The 19,454-nt window shown below is 67.4% G+C and carries 19 protein-coding genes; 9 read left to right on the top strand and 10 right to left on the bottom strand.

Going from position 1 to position 19,454, the window contains the following annotated elements:
- Positions 1-8: 8 nt before the first annotated feature.
- From pgeF to lgt, 3 genes are read right to left on the bottom strand one after another with little or no spacing between them, the layout of a single operon-like run.
- The gene (gene pgeF / locus Q0053_RS01225; protein ID WP_298094879.1) at positions 9-779 is read right to left on the bottom strand and encodes a peptidoglycan editing factor PgeF; all 771 of its coding nucleotides are present in this window, start codon (positions 777-779) and stop codon (positions 9-11) included.
- A gap of 2 nt (positions 780-781) precedes the next feature.
- Positions 782-1,855, bottom strand: coding sequence for an SAM-dependent methyltransferase (locus Q0053_RS01220; protein ID WP_298094877.1), 1,074 nt, complete (start codon positions 1,853-1,855; stop codon positions 782-784).
- Between the two features lie 4 nt (positions 1,856-1,859).
- Entirely contained in the window at positions 1,860-2,729 is an 870-nt protein-coding gene (gene lgt / locus Q0053_RS01215) for a prolipoprotein diacylglyceryl transferase (protein WP_298094874.1), read from the bottom strand.
- Positions 2,730-2,913: 184 nt separating this feature from the next.
- Between lgt and Q0053_RS01210 the strand changes: the two genes are divergently transcribed.
- The 3 genes from Q0053_RS01210 (at position 2,914) to Q0053_RS01200 (ending at position 4,574) form a co-directional block, all read left to right on the top strand.
- On the top strand, positions 2,914-3,201 hold the full coding sequence (locus Q0053_RS01210) for an accessory factor UbiK family protein (protein WP_298094872.1): 288 nt from the start codon (positions 2,914-2,916) through the stop codon (positions 3,199-3,201).
- 64 nt (positions 3,202-3,265) lie between these two features.
- Complete coding sequence (locus tag Q0053_RS01205; RefSeq protein WP_298094870.1) at positions 3,266-3,769, top strand: YbjN domain-containing protein; 504 nt, start codon at positions 3,266-3,268, stop codon at positions 3,767-3,769.
- A gap of 31 nt (positions 3,770-3,800) precedes the next feature.
- The gene (locus tag Q0053_RS01200; RefSeq protein WP_298094867.1) at positions 3,801-4,574 is read left to right on the top strand and encodes a pyrroline-5-carboxylate reductase dimerization domain-containing protein; all 774 of its coding nucleotides are present in this window, start codon (positions 3,801-3,803) and stop codon (positions 4,572-4,574) included.
- Here the strand turns inward: Q0053_RS01200 and Q0053_RS01195 are convergent.
- The 3 genes from Q0053_RS01195 to Q0053_RS01185 all read right to left on the bottom strand — a co-directional run bounded on the left by Q0053_RS01195 (position 4,571) and on the right by Q0053_RS01185 (position 7,236).
- Positions 4,571-5,071: a hypothetical protein gene (locus Q0053_RS01195; RefSeq protein WP_298094865.1), complete on the bottom strand. Its 501-nt coding sequence runs from the start codon at positions 5,069-5,071 to the stop codon at positions 4,571-4,573. The two genes, Q0053_RS01200 and Q0053_RS01195, sit on opposite strands and share 4 nt — an antisense overlap.
- An 82-nt stretch (positions 5,072-5,153) precedes the next feature.
- Positions 5,154-6,497: an ATP-binding protein gene (locus Q0053_RS01190; RefSeq protein ID WP_298094862.1), complete on the bottom strand. Its 1,344-nt coding sequence runs from the start codon at positions 6,495-6,497 to the stop codon at positions 5,154-5,156.
- A gap of 7 nt (positions 6,498-6,504) precedes the next feature.
- Positions 6,505-7,236 (bottom strand): response regulator transcription factor, encoded by a 732-nt coding sequence (locus Q0053_RS01185; RefSeq protein ID WP_298094859.1) that lies wholly within the window; start codon positions 7,234-7,236, stop codon positions 6,505-6,507.
- 88 nt (positions 7,237-7,324) lie between these two features.
- On the opposite strand from Q0053_RS01185, the gene Q0053_RS01180 reads away from it, so the two are divergent.
- From Q0053_RS01180 to Q0053_RS01170, 3 genes are all read left to right on the top strand, one after another.
- Positions 7,325-8,206: a branched-chain amino acid aminotransferase gene (locus Q0053_RS01180; protein ID WP_298094856.1), complete on the top strand. Its 882-nt coding sequence runs from the start codon at positions 7,325-7,327 to the stop codon at positions 8,204-8,206.
- 1,019 nt (positions 8,207-9,225) lie between these two features.
- A complete protein-coding gene (locus Q0053_RS01175; protein ID WP_298094854.1) occupies positions 9,226-10,497 on the top strand; it encodes a nucleoside transporter C-terminal domain-containing protein in 1,272 nt (423 codons plus the stop codon).
- 30 nt (positions 10,498-10,527) lie between these two features.
- Entirely contained in the window at positions 10,528-11,148 is a 621-nt protein-coding gene (locus Q0053_RS01170; protein WP_298094852.1) for a glutathione S-transferase, read from the top strand.
- A 46-nt stretch (positions 11,149-11,194) separates the two neighbouring features.
- On the opposite strand, the gene Q0053_RS01165 is transcribed toward Q0053_RS01170, so the two are convergent.
- The 3 genes from Q0053_RS01165 to rnr form a co-directional block, all read right to left on the bottom strand.
- A complete protein-coding gene (locus Q0053_RS01165; RefSeq protein WP_298094850.1) occupies positions 11,195-11,914 on the bottom strand; it encodes an NUDIX domain-containing protein in 720 nt (239 codons plus the stop codon).
- Positions 11,895-12,890 (bottom strand): DUF4424 domain-containing protein, encoded by a 996-nt coding sequence (locus Q0053_RS01160; protein ID WP_298094847.1) that lies wholly within the window; start codon positions 12,888-12,890, stop codon positions 11,895-11,897. The genes Q0053_RS01165 and Q0053_RS01160 overlap by 20 nt, the downstream gene beginning before the upstream one ends.
- A 61-nt stretch (positions 12,891-12,951) precedes the next feature.
- Positions 12,952-15,276, bottom strand: coding sequence for a ribonuclease R (rnr, locus tag Q0053_RS01155; protein ID WP_298094846.1), 2,325 nt, complete (start codon positions 15,274-15,276; stop codon positions 12,952-12,954).
- 114 nt (positions 15,277-15,390) lie between these two features.
- Here rnr and Q0053_RS01150 point away from each other — a divergent pair, with 114 nt between their 5' ends.
- From Q0053_RS01150 to Q0053_RS01140, 3 genes are all read left to right on the top strand, one after another.
- The gene (locus tag Q0053_RS01150) at positions 15,391-16,794 is read left to right on the top strand and encodes a cystathionine beta-synthase (RefSeq protein WP_298094844.1); all 1,404 of its coding nucleotides are present in this window, start codon (positions 15,391-15,393) and stop codon (positions 16,792-16,794) included.
- A complete protein-coding gene (locus tag Q0053_RS01145; protein ID WP_298094843.1) occupies positions 16,791-17,603 on the top strand; it encodes a dienelactone hydrolase family protein in 813 nt (270 codons plus the stop codon). Before Q0053_RS01150 ends, Q0053_RS01145 begins: the two co-directional genes overlap by 4 nt.
- A 170-nt stretch (positions 17,604-17,773) precedes the next feature.
- On the top strand, positions 17,774-18,937 hold the full coding sequence (locus tag Q0053_RS01140) for a cystathionine gamma-synthase (protein ID WP_298094841.1): 1,164 nt from the start codon (positions 17,774-17,776) through the stop codon (positions 18,935-18,937).
- Here the strand turns inward: Q0053_RS01140 and Q0053_RS01135 are convergent.
- Entirely contained in the window at positions 18,934-19,452 is a 519-nt protein-coding gene (locus tag Q0053_RS01135) for a hypothetical protein (RefSeq protein ID WP_298094839.1), read from the bottom strand. The genes Q0053_RS01140 and Q0053_RS01135 overlap by 4 nt on opposite strands.
- Positions 19,453-19,454 lie beyond the last annotated feature (2 nt).

Below are 19,454 nucleotides of genomic sequence, written 5' to 3'. Positions count from 1 at the left end.
GCCCCTGATCAGCCCAGGCTGATCGCGCTCATCAGCCGGCCGAAATCGGCTTCCCCGTTCAGATAGGCCCGCCGGTTCGAGTAGAACCGCGTCGCATCCGTGCGCGTGTCGTCGCCGGTCCAGACGGCGTCGCCGACCCCGGCCTGCTCCAGTCGCCGCAGGACGTAGGCGGGCAGATCGAACAGGCGTTTGTCGGCCGCTGCGCCCGGCGCGAAGAAGCGGGCGTTGCCGGGGTCGTGGCGGTCGAACCGTTCCTGGAAATCGGCCCCGACTTCATAGGAGGCTTGGGCGATGCAGGGGCCGATGACGGCGACCGTGCGGCGCGGATCGGCCCCCAGTCCCTGCATGGCGGTGACGATGGACTGGACGACGCCGTCCAGCGCGCCCTTCCAGCCCGCATGGGCGGCACCGACGACGCCGGCCTCGGGGTCGGCCAGAAGCACCGGGGCGCAATCGGCGGTCAGAACGGCGCAGATGACGCCGGCCGTGGCGGTGACCGTGGCGTCGCCCTCGGGCCGGTCGCCCTTCCAGCCGGCCCCGGCGACGCGGGCGATGGCGGAATGGACCTGGTAGCAGGCGGCCAGGTCGTCGGGGACGCCGCCCAGATGTTCCGCAATGCGGCGGCGGTTCTCGGCCACGGCGGCGGGGTCATCCTGCGAGCCCACGCCGGTGTTCAGGCCTTCATAAAGACCGGTCGAGATGCCGCCCTGCCGTGTGAAGAAGCCGTGGCGAATGCCGGCACGGTCCAGCAGGGGGTGGGTGATGGGGGACAGGGTCATGGCTATGCCTCGAAGCCCGGGACGACGAGCGCGTGCGGCGAGAAGATCGCGCAGGCCTTGAACAGGGTTCCCATCTGGTCGTCGGCGGTCAGGCGGGCCAGCTGGCGGTCGATGACCGGAGCGGCGTCGGGCCGCCCAGCCTTCAGCCGGTCGGCCCGGGCCCCGATCCCCAGCTGGTTCAGAAACCTGCCCTGACCCAGGGTCCCGGTAACGTCTGCCCCGGCATGGATGGCGGCTTCCAGCACCGAAGGGAAGTCGGCCCATTGGGTCAGGTCCACCTCGCCCGGCGTCTCCAGTGGATCGACCTTCTGGTGGCGACGCAGGCCCTGGAGGGTATCGCCGGCCTCGCGTCGGGCACGACCGTAGTCGATCAACAAGGCGGCACCCCCGGCCTCCCGGATCAGGGCCCCGACGTCGCGGCCGAAGGCGGCCTGCTGGTCCGAGATCTCGACCGTCTGGCCGGGTTCCATTTCGAATTCCGGGCGTTTGAAGCCGCCGGTGATCCGGACCAGTCCGAAGGTCAGCTCGCCGTCATCGGTCACGCCCACGCGGCGCTCGGCCCAGCCGTCTTCGGTCTTCACGAACTGGCGGGCGGGCAGGCAGTCCAGTACCTCATTGGCGATCAGGATCACCGGGGCGTCGGTGTCGATACGGTCCAGGGAGGTGACCCAGCGCGGGTGGAGGTCGCTGTCCGCCAGCATCCGGCCCTGTGCCTCGCGCAGCGGCGGGCTGGGCTCGATCAGGATCAGGTCGACGGCGCGCAGAAACTCCGGGTCCAGCCGGGCGGCGCGCAGGGCGTCGGCCATCAGCGTCCCGTCGCCGGGCCCGACCTCGACCAGCCGCACCCGTTCCGGTGCACCCAGCCGCCTCCAGAGCTCGACCGCCCACAGGCCGATCAGCTCGCCGAACATCTGGCTGATCATCGGCGCGGTGATGAAGTCCCCGGTCGCGCCGATGGCCGGGCGGGTGGCGTAATAGCCGCCCTCCGGGTCGTGCAGACAGCGCGTGACATAGTCGGCCACCGTCATCGGCCCGGTCAGGGCGATCTCACGGGCCAGACGGTCTTTCAGCAACATGGATTCAGGCAGCGACCGGCGGCCGGCTCCGCGCCCGCCAGATCAGCCAGGCACCGATGATCATCATCGGGATCGACAGCATCATGCCCATGGTCAGGCCGAGCGGCAGGTTTTCCATCCCGAAATCAGGCTGGCGGACATTCTCGAGCGTCGCGCGGGCGAGCCCGTATCCGAACAGGAAGAGGCCGGTGACATAGCCGGGCTTGGCCAGCAGACGCCATTTGAACACCGCCAGCCACAGGATGACGAACAGGGCGATACCCTCGAGACCGGCTTCATAGAGCTGACTGGGGTGGCGCGGCACATCGCCGGCCGGGCAGAAGCCATACAGCTGTTCGATGCGAGCGTTGCAGAACCGGATCGCCCAGGGAACCGTTGTCTCACGGCCCCACAGCTCGCCATTGATGAAATTGGCCACCCGGCCGAAAAACAGGCCGAAGGGTGCCGCCGCCAGGGCCATGTCGCCGATGCTGAGCGTGGCCAGCTTGTTGCGCCAGGCGAAGATCACCACCGCCAGGGTCGTGCCGATCATGCCGCCGTGGAAGGACATGCCCCCGTCCCACAGCCGGAACAGGGCCAGCCGGTCGCCCCAGCTCAAGCCGCTGAACAGGGCACCGTAGAGTTCCGGCTTGTAGAAAAGGGCGTAACCGAACCGCCCGCCGAGAATGATGCCGAGCGTGATCCACAGGATCAGGTCGTCCAGCTGGATCGTCGAGAGCGGGGGCTTTCCCGGGGCCCAGATGGCCGTGTTCCGGATCAGCTTCGCCGCATACCACCAACCCAGCACGATACCGCCGACATAGGCGAGGGCGTACCATCGGATATCCAGCGGGCCGATGCTGAACAGGACCGGATCGAATTCGGGAAAGGGCACGGGGACTCCTGACGGCGGTTCGCTGGCGGAGGTTTAGCAAGCGGCGCCGGGCGCGTCCCTGAAATTTCCTTAACGCCCTCCGCTGCCCAAATCACGCTATCAGTCACATCGACAGCAAGGTTTCGTTCACCATATCGGGTGAACCTTCGTTAACGTCGCTCGCTGGTTCGAGCCGGAGACTCCCATGCAGACCCGCAATCCCCTTCTCGACGAGTTCGCCAAGCTGACCACCGGGGCGATGGGCCTGGCCCAGGCCGCGGGAGAAGAGGCGAAGACCGCGTTTCGTGCCGGCACCGATCGCATGGCCGCCGACCTGGACCTTGTTCGCCGCGACGAGTTCGACGCGCTCAAGGCCGAAATCGCCGCCCTGCGGGCCGAGGTTGCGGCGCTGGGGTCGCCTGCGAAGATGGTAAAGAAGCCTGCCACGGGAACGTCCACAGGCCGGGTTCCCCCTGGGGACGCAGCCGGTTGAGCCGAATCTGCGAACCCGCCTACCGTCTGACGACAGGGCGTGAGTCGCGCCCGGAGAGTGCCTGATGGACATTGTACGGCCCGAACAAGTCGATGTGCCCTACGATCCCCTGGATGTCGTGGAACACGTGCTGGTGGCCGAAAACCTGCCGTTCGACCGGACCGACGAAGGCGATCTGGCCTTTGCGCTTGCCGGAGACTGGAAGGATTACGAGCTGTGGTTCGCCTGGCGGCCCGAGGGCGACTGCCTTCAGCTGTGCTGCGCCCTGGACCTGCAGGCGTCCAGGGCCCGCCGCGCCGCGGCCTATGAGCTGGTCGGCCTGATCAACCAGCGGACCTGGATGGGCCATTTCGAGGTCTGGGCCGAGGATGGCGAGATCGTCTTCCGCCATTCGCTGGCCTTGCCGATGGGTGAGCGCCCGACCCTGGCCCAGGCGGCCTCCATGATCGATGCCGCGGTCGAGGCGGCGGACCGCTACTATCCGGCCTTCGACTTCATGATCCGCGGCAACAAGAAGCCGCAGGAGGCGATCGATTCCTGCCTGTTCGAGACCGTCGGCACGGCCTGAGGCCATGGGGACGCCGGTCGGAACCGGACCCGTGGTCCTTGTCGGATGCGGCCGGCTGGGTTCAGCCATCCTTGAGGGCTGGCTGACGACTGGTGCCGTCGCGGCGCCCGATCTGATCATTCTGACACCCTCGGACAAGCCGGCCGCAGAGGCGGCGCGGGCGCAGGGGGCGCGGGTCAATCCACCCCTGGCCGCCCTGGCGGAGGCGCGAACGCTGGTGGTGGCTGTCAAGCCGGCGAAATGGCGTGACGCGCTCGCCCCCCTGGTCGGGGCGCTGAACGCGGAGTCCCTGATTGTGTCGGTGATGGCGGGTGTGGCCGCGGCGGAGATCAGCGCCCTGACCGGCCGCCCGACCGCGCGGGTCATGCCCACCACGGCGGTCGCCCAGGGGCGTGGCGTCGCGGGCCTCTGGTGCGAGCACGCCATGGCCAGCGAGCGGGCGCGTGCCCTGTTTTCAGCCATGGCCGAGGTCGTGGACCTTGATCAGGAAGCGGACATCGATGTCGCCACCGCGACGGCGGGCTCGGCACCGGCCTTCATCCATGCCTTTGTCCAGGCCCTGGCGCGGGCCGGAGAGGCGGAAGGCCTGTCCGGGGATGCGGCGATCCGACTGGCACGTGGCGCCCTGCGGTCGGCCGGGGCGGGGATCGAGACGGGCGAGTCGCTGGAAACCCTGATCAGGCGCATCGCTTCGCCGGGCGGCACCACGCGGGCGGGGCTGGACGCCATGGCCGCGAGCGGCGACCTCGACCGGGCGGCCGGGGCCGCGGTCAAGGCCGCCGTCAAGCGAGCGCGCGCCCTTTAGCGGGACGCGTAGCGGCCGTCGGCCAGGTTGTTGGCCAGCCGGCGATAGGCCCGGTCGGCGTCGGACCAGGTATCGATCCCGACAACATCGGCCAGGCTGCTGGAAAACCAGTCGTAGCGGACCGGCAGGGTGCGGCCGTCGGCGGTCGTGATCTGGCCCTCGATGGCGGCCCCGCCGATCGAACGGCTGTGATAGCCGTCAAGGCCGGGGCGGTCGGCCAGTTGCCGGAACGTCGGCCGGTTGGGCCGCAGGTCGGTAAGCACCAGTTCGATCCGGGCCCCGTCAAGGTCGCCGTCGCGGTCGCGGGCGAGGGCGCGTCCGACCAGGTCGGCCAGTCGATCGGCCTGTTCCTGGACCTCGCGCGGGCCCAGTTCCTCGGCCTTTTCCTGAAGGTCGGGACCGAGGCTGACGCTGATCAGGGCGGGCTCGGCCATGGCCGGGGCGGCGCCGAACGCCAGAACGGCGGCGAGCGGTGCGAAGAAGGCGAGTTTACGCATGATATCCTCCGAAAACGCTGTCTGGACTGAAGGTGGGCCTTCCGACGTCGTTTCGCAATCCTCCCCCGATGGGGGAGGAATATCAGCCGGGCAGGCGGATCAGGGCGCGGAGGCCGCCCATGTCGCTGCGCTCGAGCGTAATGTCGCCGCCATGTCCGCGGGCCACATCCCGGGCGATGGCGAGGCCCAGTCCCACACCCTTGCGATTCTGGTTGCGCGAGGCGTCCAGCCGGGAAAACGGCCGGAAGGCTTCTTCGTGCATGTCTTCGGGAATGCCGGGGCCGTCGTCCTCGACGGACAACTCCAGCCCGCCGGAGGGCAGGGGACGGGCGCTGAGACGGACGTTTTCGCCGTGAGCGGCGGCATTGCCGGCCAGGTTGGTCAGGGCCCGCTTGAACGCCAGCGGTCGCAGGGTGGCGGTCAGGTCGACGGGTGCATCCACCTCGACCATGGCCCCCGCGCGGCGTCCGTCCTCGGCCGCAGCCTCAAGCAGATCCGGGATCGACACCGCCTGCGCGGCCTCGCCGGATTCGCCGCGGGCGAAGGCGAGGTATTCGTCGATCATATGTTCCATCTCGTCGAGATCGCCCTCCATCGCCTTCGAGCGCTTGAACGGCGGGGCCAGGGCCAGTTCGAGCCGCAGTCGGGTCAGGGGGGTGCGCAGGTCGTGGCTGACCGACGCCAGAAGCGCCGTACGCTGGTCGATATGGCGCTGAATCCGTTCGCGCATGGCGAGGAAGGCATTGGCGGCGGCCCGGACCTCGCGTGCGCCATGGGGCTTGAAATTCTCGCTGGTTTCGCCCCGGCCGAAGGCCTCGGCGGCGTCGGCCAGGCGCTCGATGGCGCGCACCTGGTTGCGGATGAACAGGATGGCGACGCTCATCAACAGGACGGTGGCGATGGTCAGCCACAGGACGAAGATATGCGCCTGGGTCGCCACGGCCCGTTCGCGCGGGGCAATGACGCGCAGCACCCCTTGCGGCTGCTGCACCCGGATATCGACATAGGCGGGGTAGCGGGTGGTATCGAACCAGAAGGGCTGGTCGAGGCGGGTCGCCAGGGCTTTTTCCAGGGTGCGGTCGACGACCCCGATGGGCCCGCGTCGGTTCTCGGCCGGAAGGGTGTCACCGTCCCGCAGCTGAACCGACAGCGACATCGACCTTTCGGCCCGTTCCGAAATGACCGCCATGTTTTCGGGCGTCGGGTCATCGCGCCAGCTCTCGGCCGCCCAGGCGATGTCGCCGGCGAGGCCGTCGGACAGGCGGGCGGTCACCGTCTGCCAATGCATGTCGAAGAAGGCCCAGGTCACGGCCACCTGCATGACCAGCACGGGCAGGACGATGATCAGCAGCGACCGGCCCCACAGCGAGGTCGGCAGCCGCCGCTTCAGGAACCGCGTCCACAGGCTGGTGGCGAGCAGCCTCATCGGGGCATCAGTCCGGTGCCAGCATATAGCCGACGCCGCGCACGGTCTGGAGATAGCGTGGGTTCTTGGGATCCGCCTCCAGCTTGCGGCGCAGGCGGGTGACCTGCACGTCCACGGCGCGGCCGGTGATGTCGGCGGTGTCGGGTGAGAGGCTCATGCGTTCCACGGCCGCGTGGGCGTGAATGGCCAGGGTTTTCAGAAGCTGTGCCTCGGCCTCGGTGAGCCGCTGCAGCTTGCCGTCGCGCATCAGCTCCAGCCGCTCCATGTCGAACACCGCGGGACCCAGCTTGATCTCGCGCGGTGTCAGGGGCTTGCCGCCGGTGCGCCGCAGGATGGCGTCGACGCGCAGGGCCAGTTCGCGCGGGTCGAACGGCTTGGACATATAGTCATCTGCACCGCGCGACAGGCCCTCGATCCGGTCGTCGGGGTCGCCGCGCGCGGTCAGCAGCAGGACGGGCGTTTTCGAGGTCTCGGCCTTGGAGCGCACCCAGGTGGTCAGGTCGAAGCCGCTCTCGCCCGGCATCATCACGTCCAGCACGACCAGGTCGAACTCGATCAGCTCCATCAGGCGTCTGGCGGCCGCGGCATGGGCCGCGCCGGTGACGCGATACCCTTCCCGGGCGAGGAACTCCTTCAGCAGTTCGCGGATGCGGTCATCATCATCGACGACCAGCAGATGGCGACCGGCACCGGCACCGGCCACCGGGCCGGACCGGCCGTGGGAGCGGATATCGCTCATGCCGAAGCGACCGAACAGCGCGTCCAGGCGTTGACCTGAACGATTGCGACGGCTCTAACCCGGTGATCAGCGCGGGAGACGATATTCAATGGCCTTCGTTCCTATCGACGATCGTGACGGCTGGATCTGGTTTGACGGCGAATTTGTGCCCTGGCGCGAAGCTCGCGTGCACGTTTTGACCCACGCCTTGCATTACGCGTCTTCGGTCTTCGAGGGCGAACGAATGTATAATGGCCAGATCTTCAAATTGACGGAACACACGAACCGCTTCTTCCGTTCGGCCGAGGTGCTCGACTTCAGTATTCCCTTCACGGTGGCGCAGATCAACGACGCCTGCAAGGAGACCTGCGCGCGAAATGGCCTGACCGACGCCTATGTGCGCCCCCTGGCCTGGCGCGGTTCGGAGCAGGTCAGCGTCCCGGCCCAGAACACCACCGTCCATGTGGCCATCGCCGCCTGGGACTGGCCCAGCTATTTCGACCCGGAAACCAAGCGCAAGGGCATCCGCCTTTGCTGGGCACCCTACAAGCGGCCGTCGCCGGAAACCGCCCCGACCGAGGCCAAGGCGGCGGGCCTGTACATGATCGGCACCATCAATCGCCACTATGCCGACGCGCGGGGCTATGCCGATGCCATGCTGCTGGACTGGCGCGGCTATGTCGCCGAGGCGACGGGCGCCAATGTGTTCTTCGTGCAGGACGGCCGGGTGATCACCCCGCCCGCCGACGGCGCAATCCTGAACGGCATCACCCGCCAGACCGTGCTGGAAATGCTGACGGCGCGGGGCATCGAGGTCGAGGTGCGCGCGATCCTGCCCGAAGAGCTGGCCGGGTTCAGCGAATGCTTCCTGTGCGGCACGGCGGCCGAGATCACCCCGGTGAGCGAGATCGGCGACTACCGCTTCACCCCGGCCGATCTCAGCCTCGGCCTGATGGATGAGTACAGCCGGCTGGTGCGGGGACAGCCTTAGGCTGCGCGAGCTCGATCTTCACTTGAAGAGTGTCTGATGTTGTGAAAGTGTCAGCACACCAACTCGCGTCGAAGGCACGGCGTCCAATTTCCATCCTGGTACAACGGGTTACTTTGAGCAAAGCGAAGGAGCCGCCAACAATGTTGCGCGAACTCCAGGGGGCTTTGCCGGTGTAGCGATCCCTACAGGGGGATTTCCAACTCGTGGGTACTCGTTGGGAGAACAGCGGAGGATCGAATTGAAAGCCTTGGGCTGGTTGTTCTTGGTCGGACTTGTCGGCGCTTGCGCGCCGACGGGCGCAGTCTCGTCCCTATCGCTACAGAGTTGGTCGGGGCGCGGGGTTTTCGTATTCGGTGACATCCTCCTCGATTTTCCAAACCGCCTCGAGCGTGGGGCGGCTCCGACCGGGAGCATTCTCGACGACTGTTCCACCCCGACGCTTTTCTGCGCACGAGGAGAAACGGTCAGAATCGCAGTGCCGCGGTCCTGTGATGACCTGGAAGGAAGAACAGAGTGGCGCGCCGGGGGTGTCCGTACCGTCGTATTGAACGAGGAAGAAGAGCCCCTCACACCGCACCGTCAAGGCACTGGGCGGCGGCTGCTACTCGGCGATCCCGACCGCCCACAAATCGTCTACGAATACGACCCGGCTCTCGGGGTCATCAGCGTCTACTTCGACCCTGTCAATCACACTGATTTTGTCGCGCTTGCGCGCACGGGGGAGTTGGCCGAGTTCCGAACCGCTATGATGACAAGGCGACCGTTCCCGAACTATCGGCATTTTCTCGTTACGGTCGATCCGTTCGGTCGATGCGAAGTGACCGCGTCATCAGCTCGGTAACCTTTGCAGCGCTTGCCAGAGAAGCTTGCCGGAAGGGCTGAAGCGCCGGTTTTCGGACGGGCTGCCCTCGCAGGGCGAAGCGTCCGATGACCGGTCCGAAGACGGTATCTTGCCAGACTCTTCTGCGTGGCGTTCAACGGGGCCGGACCGGCGGGGGAGCCGGTGGGGAACCATGTCCATGTTCAGTGTCCTGAACCTTCAGAGCCTGCTGGGGCTGCTGGTCATCGTGGTGGCCTGCTGGGGCCTGTCCGAGAACCGCAAGGCCTTTCCCTGGCGGCTGGCCCTTGGGGCGGTCGCCCTGCAGGCCGCCCTGGTGGCGGTGCTGTTCGGCATTCCGGGATCCGAGGTTGTCCTGACGGCGATTACCGGTGCGGTGGACGGTCTGACCCGTGCCTCGGCCGTGGGGGCCCAGTTCGTGTTCGGCTATCTGGCCGGTGGCAGTCAGCCCTATTCGGTCGAGAATCCGCCGGCCCTGTTCACCTTCGCCTTCAACGTCCTGCCGATGATCCTGGTGATCTCGGCCCTGTCGGCCCTGCTGTGGCACTGGAAGATCCTGAAGTGGATCACCCACGGCTTCGGCCTGCTGTTCCAGCGCACCATGGGCCTGGGCGGGGCCTCGGCGCTGGCGGTGGCGGCCAATATCTTCCTCGGCATGGTCGAGAGCCCGATCGTGATCCGGGCCTATCTGGACAAGCTGACCCGGTCGGAGCTGTTCCTGATGATGGTGGTGGGTCTGGCCACCGTCGCGGGGTCGACCATGGTGGCCTATGCCGCCATCCTGGCCCCGGTCATGACGAACGCCGCCGGCCATGTGCTGGTGGCCTCGATCGTCTCGGCCCCGGCCGGCGTCCTGCTGGCCCGCATCATGATCCCGGAGACCGCGGGCGAGGGCGGAGCCGTTGCGGACTACGGATCGGCGCTCAGATACGACAGCGCGATCGACGCCATCGTCAAGGGCACGGCCGACGGCCTGATGGTGGTGCTGAACATCTCGGCGGTGCTGATCGTCTTCGTGGCCCTGATGGCCCTGATCAACGTCATGCTCGGCGGTTTCTGGCTGTTCGACGGCCCGGTGACGATCGAGCGTCTGCTGGGCTGGGTCTTCATGCCCGTGGCCTGGCTCTCCGGTGTCGAATGGGCCGAGGCCGGCAAGGCCGGCTGGCTGCTGGGCGTCAAACTGACCCAGACCGAATTCAGGGCCTTCATCGAACTGGGCGCCGTCCCGGCTGGCGAGATGACCGAGCGGACCCGGATGCTGATGACCTATGCCCTGTGCGGCTTCGCCAACATCGGCTCGGTCGGAATCACGGTAACCGGCCTGAGCGTCCTGATGCCCGAACGTCGGGAGGAGGTCCTGGGCATGGTCTGGAAGGCCCTGTTCGCAGGCTTTCTGGCCACCCTGATGACGGCCGCCATTGTGGGTGCCATGCCCACTGTAATGTTCCGCTGACGCCGGAGCCCGTTTCCTGAGGATTGTCTGATGAAACTCTACACCTCCTACCGCGCGCCGAATCCGCGCCGGGTCCGCTGGGCGATGGCCGAGAAGGGGATTGAGGACGTCGAGGTGATCGAGGTCGACATCCTGACCGGAGCCCACAAGACGCCCGAATATCGGGCCCGTGTGGGTGTGCCGCACGTGCCGGCGCTGGAGCTGGACGACGGGACCACGGTTTCGGAGTCCGTGGCCATCTGCCGGTATCTGGAAGCCCTCTATCCGGAGCCCAATCTGTTCGGCCACGACGCGCGCGAACAGGCGATCATCGAGATGTGGACGCGGCGCTGCGAATTCTATCTGGCCAATCCGCTGATGCTGAGCGTGCGCCACTCCCACCCGGCCCTGGCGGTGCTGGAGGCGGTGCAGATGCCGCAAATGGCCGAGTACAACCGCGTGGCGGCCGAGAAATTCATGAAGAGCCTCGACCGGCGGCTGGCCGAACAAGCCTTCATCGCCGCGGACCGCTTCACCATCGCCGACATCGTCGCCGTGATCGGTCTGGATTTCGCGCGGATGATCAAATACCGGCCGCCCGAGGAGCTGACCCATCTGGCGCGCTGGCTGGCGGAATGCCGCGCACGCCCTGCGGCGGGCGCAGGCGCCTAGAGCCGACCGGGGCGGCAGCGGCGGCCTTCCCGGGGCGCGTGTCCCCTCAGTCCTGATGCTCGATCACATGCCGGCCGCGCACCATGCGGACATAGGGCAGGGGTCGATCCGGCCGGGCGAGGCGTTCGCCGACCTCGCCCAGCACGAACCGGGTGATCGCCGGCAGGTCCAGCGGTCGTGTATCGGCGAGCGGGAGCCAGGCGATCTCGTCCAGCTCGCCTGAGCCGGCGGTCGGCTCCGGGTGCAGCAGGGCCTGCACGTCGGCCATGAAGAAGCGGGCATCGAAGCGGCGGCTCCGGCCCGGCGGGGTGATGGCCCGAGCCACATAGGACAGGGCCGCCAGGTCAGGCAGGGCGCCGACCGCCCGGAACTCGCGCCAAGGTCCGGCGACGGAGGCGATGGGGGCGGGGGCGGCGAGCAACAATCCGGTCTCCTCGAAGGTCTCGCGCACCGCGGCCAGGGCCAGGGCGCGGGCGCGGCGGGCCGGTACCTCGCGGGTCAGTCGGGCCATATCGGCCGCCGGCAGCTCGTTGGCGGCGGCGGCGGTGAAGTCCGAGCGGTCGATCCGGCCGCCGGGAAACACCCATTTCGACGCCATGAAGACATGACCGGGGGCCCGGCGCCCCATCAGCACCTCGGTCGCACCCTTGCGGATGCGGGTCAGGATCAGGGTCGCGGCATCCTTCGTCGGCTGGCGTCCCCCGACGCGCGGCGCGTCGGTCAGGTCGCCGTCCGGGTCGAAGGGGTCAGTCGTCGATGCGTTCACCGGTCAGGATTAGCACCGACAGGTCCCGGGTGGGCGTGAAATTGCGCCGTCGGATCTCGAACTGCGTGGAACTGATCCGACGCACGCCCTCACCGCAGAAGCTCACCAGATTGCGCGATCGGCCCTTGTCGACCACCAGACGGAAGTCACCGATCGGCTCTGCCCAGTTGGCGCCGGTGGTCAGGATGTAGTCGACCCAGGTTTCGCTCAGGGAAAGGCCGCGCGTCCGCATCCGGCGCGCACCGGCCCGGAAGGCGTCGTCGGCGCAGTAGCGGGCCGCATCTTCTCCGGCCGGGTCGACACCGTCCGGGGCTGGATAGCCGAAACGGCTGCCGACAGAGCCGCCGACGGCCGGTGCATACCGATGGCGGACGTCGAGCTCTCGTCCGGCCGGGAAAACCTGGGTCCAGTAGTGGGTCGTCCTAAGCGTCCAGAGGGGCACCAGCTCAAGGCGCCGGACGCCGGCGTCAGTCCATGACCGGTCCTCCAGCAGGCCCATCTCGACCAGCATGTCGATCTGCGGTCGGGGAAGGGTGGCAAGGGCCCGCATCGTCGCCTCGCCGCGCGGCGAAAGCGGCAGGCCCAGACCGCGGATCATGTCCGAGTGATCGACGTCGCCGAAGACAGCCTTCTGTTCGACATTGGTTGCGACCCGCCGGCCGTTCACGGTGGTGGTGAAGGGCATCTGCAACGGGTCCTCGATCGCGACATCGCTCTCTATACCCCCCCGCAGATCGGGCATGGGAAAGGCGACCAGGGTGCCGATGTCGCGGTCTGTGCGATTGTAGAAGCGGTAGCGGACGCGGATTTCCCGTGCGGATACATAGAGGTCTTCCGAGCGCATCGCGATGCCGTCGGTGCGCTGGAAGACCAGGCCGCCGGCACCCATGGAGGCGACGCTGTCATTGGCGCCGACCGGAGCGGCGAGCAGGAAAGCGGCCAGCAGGGCGGCTATGCCAGGTTTCGGTCTGATCATCTCGTCCTCCCGCCGCGAGACTAGCGGATCGGATGCGGCAGTGTTGTGACGATTTTCGCCATCAGCGCCGCTTGCCCTTGCGAACGCCCTTCAGACCGCCAGAGGGGCGTCCGCCGCCGGATGGCTTGGGCCCACCGGGACGGCCGGTGCCCCGCTTGGGGAAACCGCCGCCACCGGAGCCACGGGCGCGCTGGCCGAGGCGCGGCGCGGGGGCATTGGGATCACGGGGGGCGGGATCGGACAGCATCTCGAAGACCAGGCCGCCGGTGATGGGCGTGGCTTCCTTCAGCCGGACCTCGACATTGCGGCCCAGGGTCCAGCGCACGCCGGTGCGCTCCCCGACCAGGGCATGGGACTTGTCGTCGTGGGTGAAATACTCGGTCCCGAGGGTGGACACTGGGACCAGGCCGTCTGCCCCGGTCTCATCCAGCCGGATGAACAGGCCGAAGCGGGTCACGCCGGTAATGCGGCCGGGGAAGGTCGCCCCGACGCGCTCCTGCAGGAAGGCGGCCATATAGCGGTCCATGGCAGCGCGCTCGGCGGCCATGGAGCGGCGCTCGGTCAGGGTCACCTGTTCCGCGATGGCGGGCAGTTCGCTGATCTCGCGGTCGGTCAGACCGTCCTTTCCGAGCCCCAGGGCCCGGATCAGGCCGCGGTGGACGATCAGGTCGGAGTAGCGCCGGATCGGGGAGGTGAAATGGGCGTAGCGGTCGAGGTTGAGGCCGAAATGGCCGACGTTCTCGGCCGAGTAGATGGCCTGCATCTGGCTGCGCAGGACGACCTCATTGACGACCTCGGCGTGGTCGCCGCCGCGGGTCTCGTCCAGCAGTTTGTTGAACCGTCTGGTCGTTGCGGGCTCACCCTTGTTCCAGGGTTTGCCGATGGTCTGGAGGAAGTCGCCCAGGTTGAAGAGCTTCTCCTGACTGGGCGCATCGTGGACGCGGTAGAGCAGGGGTGTCTTCTTCTGCTCCAGCGTCTCGGCGGCGCAGACATTGGCCTGGATCATCATCTCCTCGATCAGCCGGTGGGCCTCGAGGCTGACGCGGGGCTCGATCGAGATGATCTGGCCTTCGGCATTCATGCGGATGCGACGTTCCGGGCTTTCGATCGCCAGCGGGCTGCGTTTCAGCCGGCCCTTGAGCATGGTGCGATAGGCAGCCCACAGCGGTTCGAGGATGGCCGCCATGATCGGGCCGGTCGCATCGTCGGTCTGGCCGTTGATGGCCGCCTGGGCCTGTTCGTAGCTGAGCTTGGCCTGCGACCGCATCAGGCCGCGAACGAATTTGTGGCCGGTCTTCCGCCCGTCCCTGTCGAAGACCATGCGCACGGCGAGGCAGGCGCGGTTCTCGCCCTCCTTCAGGCTGCACAGGCCGTTGGACAGGCGCTCGGGCAGCATCGGCTCGACGCGGTCGGGGAAATAGGTCGAGTTGCCCTTGTCGCGGGCCTCGCGGTCCAGATTGGTGTTGGGCCGGACGTAGGCGGCGACGTCGGCGATGGCGACCCAGACGATCCAGCCGTCGGGGTTCTTGGGGTCTTCGTCGCGCATCGCATAGACGGCGTCATCGTGGTCGCGGGCGTCGGCGGGGTCGATGGTGATCAGCGGCAGGTCGCGCAGGTCCTCGCGGCCCTTCAGCGACGGCAGTTCCTGATCTCCGGCCTCCTTCTCGACGGCCTCGGAGAAGCCCATCGGCACATTGTGGGCGGCGATGGCGATCAGGGAGGCGGCGCGGGCGTCGCCCTCGTGGCCGATTTTCTCGAGGATCTTGCCGCGTTTGGGACCGTACCGCTGGTCGCCCTTCTCGATGGCGGCCAGCACCAGATCGCCGTCGCGCAGGCCTTCGGCCTGGGCGTGGGGGACCAGCAGGACGTCCTTTGACCGGCGGTCCACGGGCTCGACCCGGACCTCCCTGTTCGATTTTCGGATGACGCCCAGAATCTTGTTGGCACCGGCGTCCAGTTTCTTGATCAGCCGGGCTTCCCAGCCGTCCTCGCCGCGGGCGAACTTGACCAGGACGCGGTCGCCCATGCCGGGCGCGTGGCCGGTCTTGCCGCCGTTGTCGGGAATCAGCAGGGCGCGCGGGGCGTCGGCCGAGGCCTCGACCAGACGGACATAGAGTTCACCGTCGAGATCGCGCTCGACGACATCGGCGACGCCGACGGGGGGCAGGGCACCGACCTCGGAAAAGCCCTTGCGGCCGCGCTTACCCAGTTTTCCTTCTTCCTCGAGTGCGCGGATCATTTCGCGCAACATGCGCCGCTCATGACCCTTGAGGCCGAAGTGGCGGGCGATATCGGCCTTCTCGGCCGTTCCCGCATCGCGCAGGAAGGCGAGCAGGGTATCTTTGTCGGGGAGACCGGCGGGCGGCCTCTTGGTGTTCTTTGTCATGTGGATTCCTTGATACCGTGCTTCGGCGCTCTTCGAGAGGCGAAATCTTGCGCGGCTTGTGATGGGGAGAGGGCGCGCCTAGCTTCCGGCGCAGAAGCCCCCCGGAGTTTGTGAATGTCCCTGGCCGCCGCCCCCGTCCTGTCCGGTCCGACCGGCTCCCTGCTGGACCTGATCGGCAAGACGCCGATGGTGGAGGTGACGAAGATCGATACCGGCCCGTGTCGCCTGTTCCTCAAGCTTGAGGCGCAGAACCCCGGCGGGTCGATCAAGGACCGTATCGCCCTGTCAATGATTGCGGCGGCCGAGGCGGAGGGGTTTCTCAAGCCCGGTGGCACCATCGTCGAGGCGACGGCCGGCAATACGGGCCTGGCGCTGACGCTGGTCGGACAGGCCAAGGGCTATAAGGTGCTTCTGGTCATCCCCGACAAGATGTCCCGGGAAAAGATTCAGCATCTCAGGGCGATGGGTGCCGATGTTCGCCTGACGCGTTCGGATGTGCCGCACGGGCATCCCGAATATTACACCGACATGGCCGAGCGACTGGCACAGCAGATTCCGGGCGGCTTCTACGTCAACCAGTTCGCCAATGAGGCCAACTCCCTGGCGCATTTCCAGACCACGGGGCCGGAAATCTACGAACAGATGGGTGGCGACATCGACGCCTTCGCGGCCGGTATCGGCTCGGGCGGCACGATCACCGGGATCGCCCGCTATCTGAAGAGTAGGGGCTCGAAGGCCCAGATCATCCTGGCTGATCCGGTCGGCTCGACCCTCGCCGGGATCGTCAATGACGGTGTGCCCGGCCCTGAGGGCAGCTATACCGTTGAAGGTATCGGTCAGAATTTCGTGCCGGACACCGCCGACATGAGCCTGATCGACCGGGCCTATTCGATCCCCGACGCCGAAGCCGTCGCCACGGTGCGCGAGCTGTTGCTGAAGGAGGGGATCCTGGCCGGCTCCTCGTCCGGCACCCTCATCGCCAGTGCCCTGCGCTGGTGCCGCGAACAGACCGAGCCGAAGCGGGTCGTGACCTTCGTCTGCGACACCGGCGCGAAATACCTGTCCAAGGTCTACAATGATGCCTGGCTGGCGGATCAGGGCCTCGGTGGACAGCCGCTGCATGGCGACCTGTCCGACCTGATTTCCCGCAAATACGAGAAGGGCGATGTGATCGTGGCGGGGCCCGACGATACCCTGGACACGGCCTTCAAGCGGATGCGGGGGGCCGATGTTTCGCAACTGCCCATTATCCAGGACGGCCGTCTGGTCGGCATCCTGGACGAGAGCGATCTGGTCCATGTCATGAACACCGACGAGATCACCCGCCGCGAACGCTTCGCCAAACCGGTTTCATCGGCGATGACCCGCGACCTCGATACGGTGCAGGTCGGTGAGAGCCTCGATGCGCTGATCCCCCTGTTTGATCGCGATCGTGTGGCGATCGTACTGGACGGCGAGCGATTTGTGGGCCTGATTACGCGCACGGACCTTATCAACCATCTGAGCCTGAACCGATGACGCTGAAATTCTCCAGACGCCTTCTCGCCTGCGTGGCTGCGGCCGCGATGCTGGGCACCGCCTCGAACGCTGCGGCCCAGGCGGCTGCTTCGGCAGGTTGCGCCGACGATGTGCCGCAACGGGCGACGCGCGGGCCGGCCGAGTACACCAGCAACTCCCAGAAGGTGCGCGGCCTGATCTACAAGCCGACCGGCCCCGCCAACGGTGCCGCCGTGGTCCTGCTGCACAGCTCGGAAGGTCTGACCGTCGACGCCCATTCGTTCGACCCGCACGCCATCCAGCTGGCGGCCCGTGGCTACCATGTGCTGGTCCCGAACTATTTCGAGGCCCGGGCGCGCCAGGTTCCCTGGAACGGCCGCGACATCCGCCTGTGGGAAGAGGCGGGCCATGACGCCGTGGCCTATATGGGCACGCTGGAGGGCGTGGATCCGACGCGGGTCGGAATCTGGGGCTTCTCCCTGGGTGGTTTCGTCGCCACGGACGGATCGGCCCATCCGGATTCGACGGCGCGCGTGGCCATCGGGGTTGCTACCGGCGAGGACATCTTCGAACCCGGCCGGACGCGCCGGGCGCTGCCGATGATGCTGATCGAGGGCTATTCTACCTTCCCCGTCATCTCGATCGCGACCATGCGCGACCTGGCCGCCGACCTTCGCCGCCGCGGCGCGACGGTCGAGGTCCAGATGCTGACGTCGCGTGATCCCTCCATGACCGGCCCCGTCTGGTGCGAGGTGTTCCAGCATACGCGGCGTTTCCTCGACGCCAACCTCCTGCCGGCCGCAGCCGCTCCCGTCGCGCCCGCCGGCTGACGCCTCGCGGCACCGGTGCCGGGCGACGAGCGTGGGCCTGATGGCGGCCTTGACGACCCGGCCGGTCGTCAAGGCCCCGACGGTCCGGGGTCCGCCCCGGCCCGGCCTCGCCGCAACGCGGCCTCCTTCGGCGGCCCCGTCGGTCGCCTAACCCCGTAACCGGAACCACCATGGCATCGCTGAAGAACAGTCAGGGCTTCTCCACCCGCGCGATTCACGCCGGGCAGCGACCCGACCCGACCACCGGCGCGGTCATGACCCCGATCTACGCCACCTCGACCTATGCCCAGGAAAGCCCGGGGGTGAACAAGGGCTATGAGTATGCGCGCGGCAAGAACCCGACGCGCGAGGCCTTCGAAGCCTGTCTGGCGGACCTTGAGGGCGGGACCCACGGCTTCGGCTTCGCCAGCGGCATGGCGGCGACCTCGACGGCGCTGGAACTGCTGGACGCCGGCTCGCACATCGTCACCGGCGACGATCTGTACGGCGGGTCTTGGCGGCTGTTCGAGCGGGTGCGCCGCCGGTCGATGGGGCTGGACTTCGCCTATGTCGATCTGAGCGATCTGGCGGCCGTCGAGGCGGCCATCACGCCGAAGACGAAGCTCATCTGGGCGGAGACCCCGACCAATCCGCTGATGAAACTGGCCGACATCGCCGGCCTGTCGAAGATCGCCAGGACCCATGGCCTGCTGCTGATCGTCGACAACACCTTCGCCACGCCCTGGAGCCAGCAGCCGCTCAGGCTGGGGGCCGATGTGGTCATGCATTCGGCGACCAAATATCTGAACGGCCACTCCGACATCATCGGCGGGGCCTTGGTCACGGCGAACCCGGATCTCGCGAAGGAGATCAAGTTTCTCCAGAATTCGGTCGGCGGCGTGATGGGGCCGTTCGACGCCTTCCTGGCCAACCGGGGCCTGAAGACGCTGGGCCTGCGCATGAAGGCGCACAATGAGGGAGCCATGGCGGTGGCGCGCTGGCTGGAGGACCGGAAGGGGATCGCCAAGGTGATCTATCCCGGCCTGACCAGCCATCCTCAGCATGAACTGGCGTCACGCCAGATGAACGGCCGCTACGGCGGCATGGTCACAGCCCTGATCGACGGCGATCTGGAGCGGACCAAACGGGTGCTGGAGCGGGTGCGGGTCTTCACCCTGGCGGAGTCGCTGGGCGGGGTCGAAAGCCTGGTCAACCACCCGGCCATCATGACCCATGCCTCGGTGCCGAAGGAGCTTCGCGAGGCAGGCGGCGTGACCGACAACCTGATCCGGCTGTCGGTCGGGGTGGAGGATGTCGAGGACCTGATCGCGGACCTGGATCAGGCGCTGGGCTAGAAGGCGACGCGCCAGCCATCGGCGGGACGCACCCAGCGTGCGGTCCCTCCCAGATCAGGGCGTGCCACGCCGTCAATCCTCGCCGTCGATTTGATATCCCCATTGGCCAGGGGCTTGTAGGTGAAACACAGCTCGCGGCCTCGCCCGTTCGCCTGATCGATACTCGAACCCAGGATCCGTCTGAACGACTCGAACTCGGAGCCGCCCAGTCTCTGGCCATCCTCGTAGATGGCGGTGATCTGATCGGCGCTGGGCACGAGCCGTGTGCATTCCGCGTCGCCGCGAACGAAAACGGGCGCGCTGGAGTGCACGATAATCGCCGGGACCTGGCTGGCGGCAACCACGATGTCGCTGACGATGGTTCCGTCGCCCAGCCAGCGGTAGGACGCGATCCCATAGCAGGTCTGACGCGCAACGTCGGGCTCGTAGCAGAGCACCTGGCCCGTTCTGGCCGGGGCCAGCGGGTCAGGCTGCTGAAGCGTCAGGGTGGCGAACAGGGCGACGGCGAGGCTCATGG

This window comes from Brevundimonas sp., assembly GCF_027487935.1.
Taxonomy (GTDB): Bacteria; Pseudomonadota; Alphaproteobacteria; order Caulobacterales; family Caulobacteraceae; genus Brevundimonas.
Note: the sequence above shows the minus strand (reverse complement) of the source record. Positions and strands in the feature narration are given on the sequence as shown.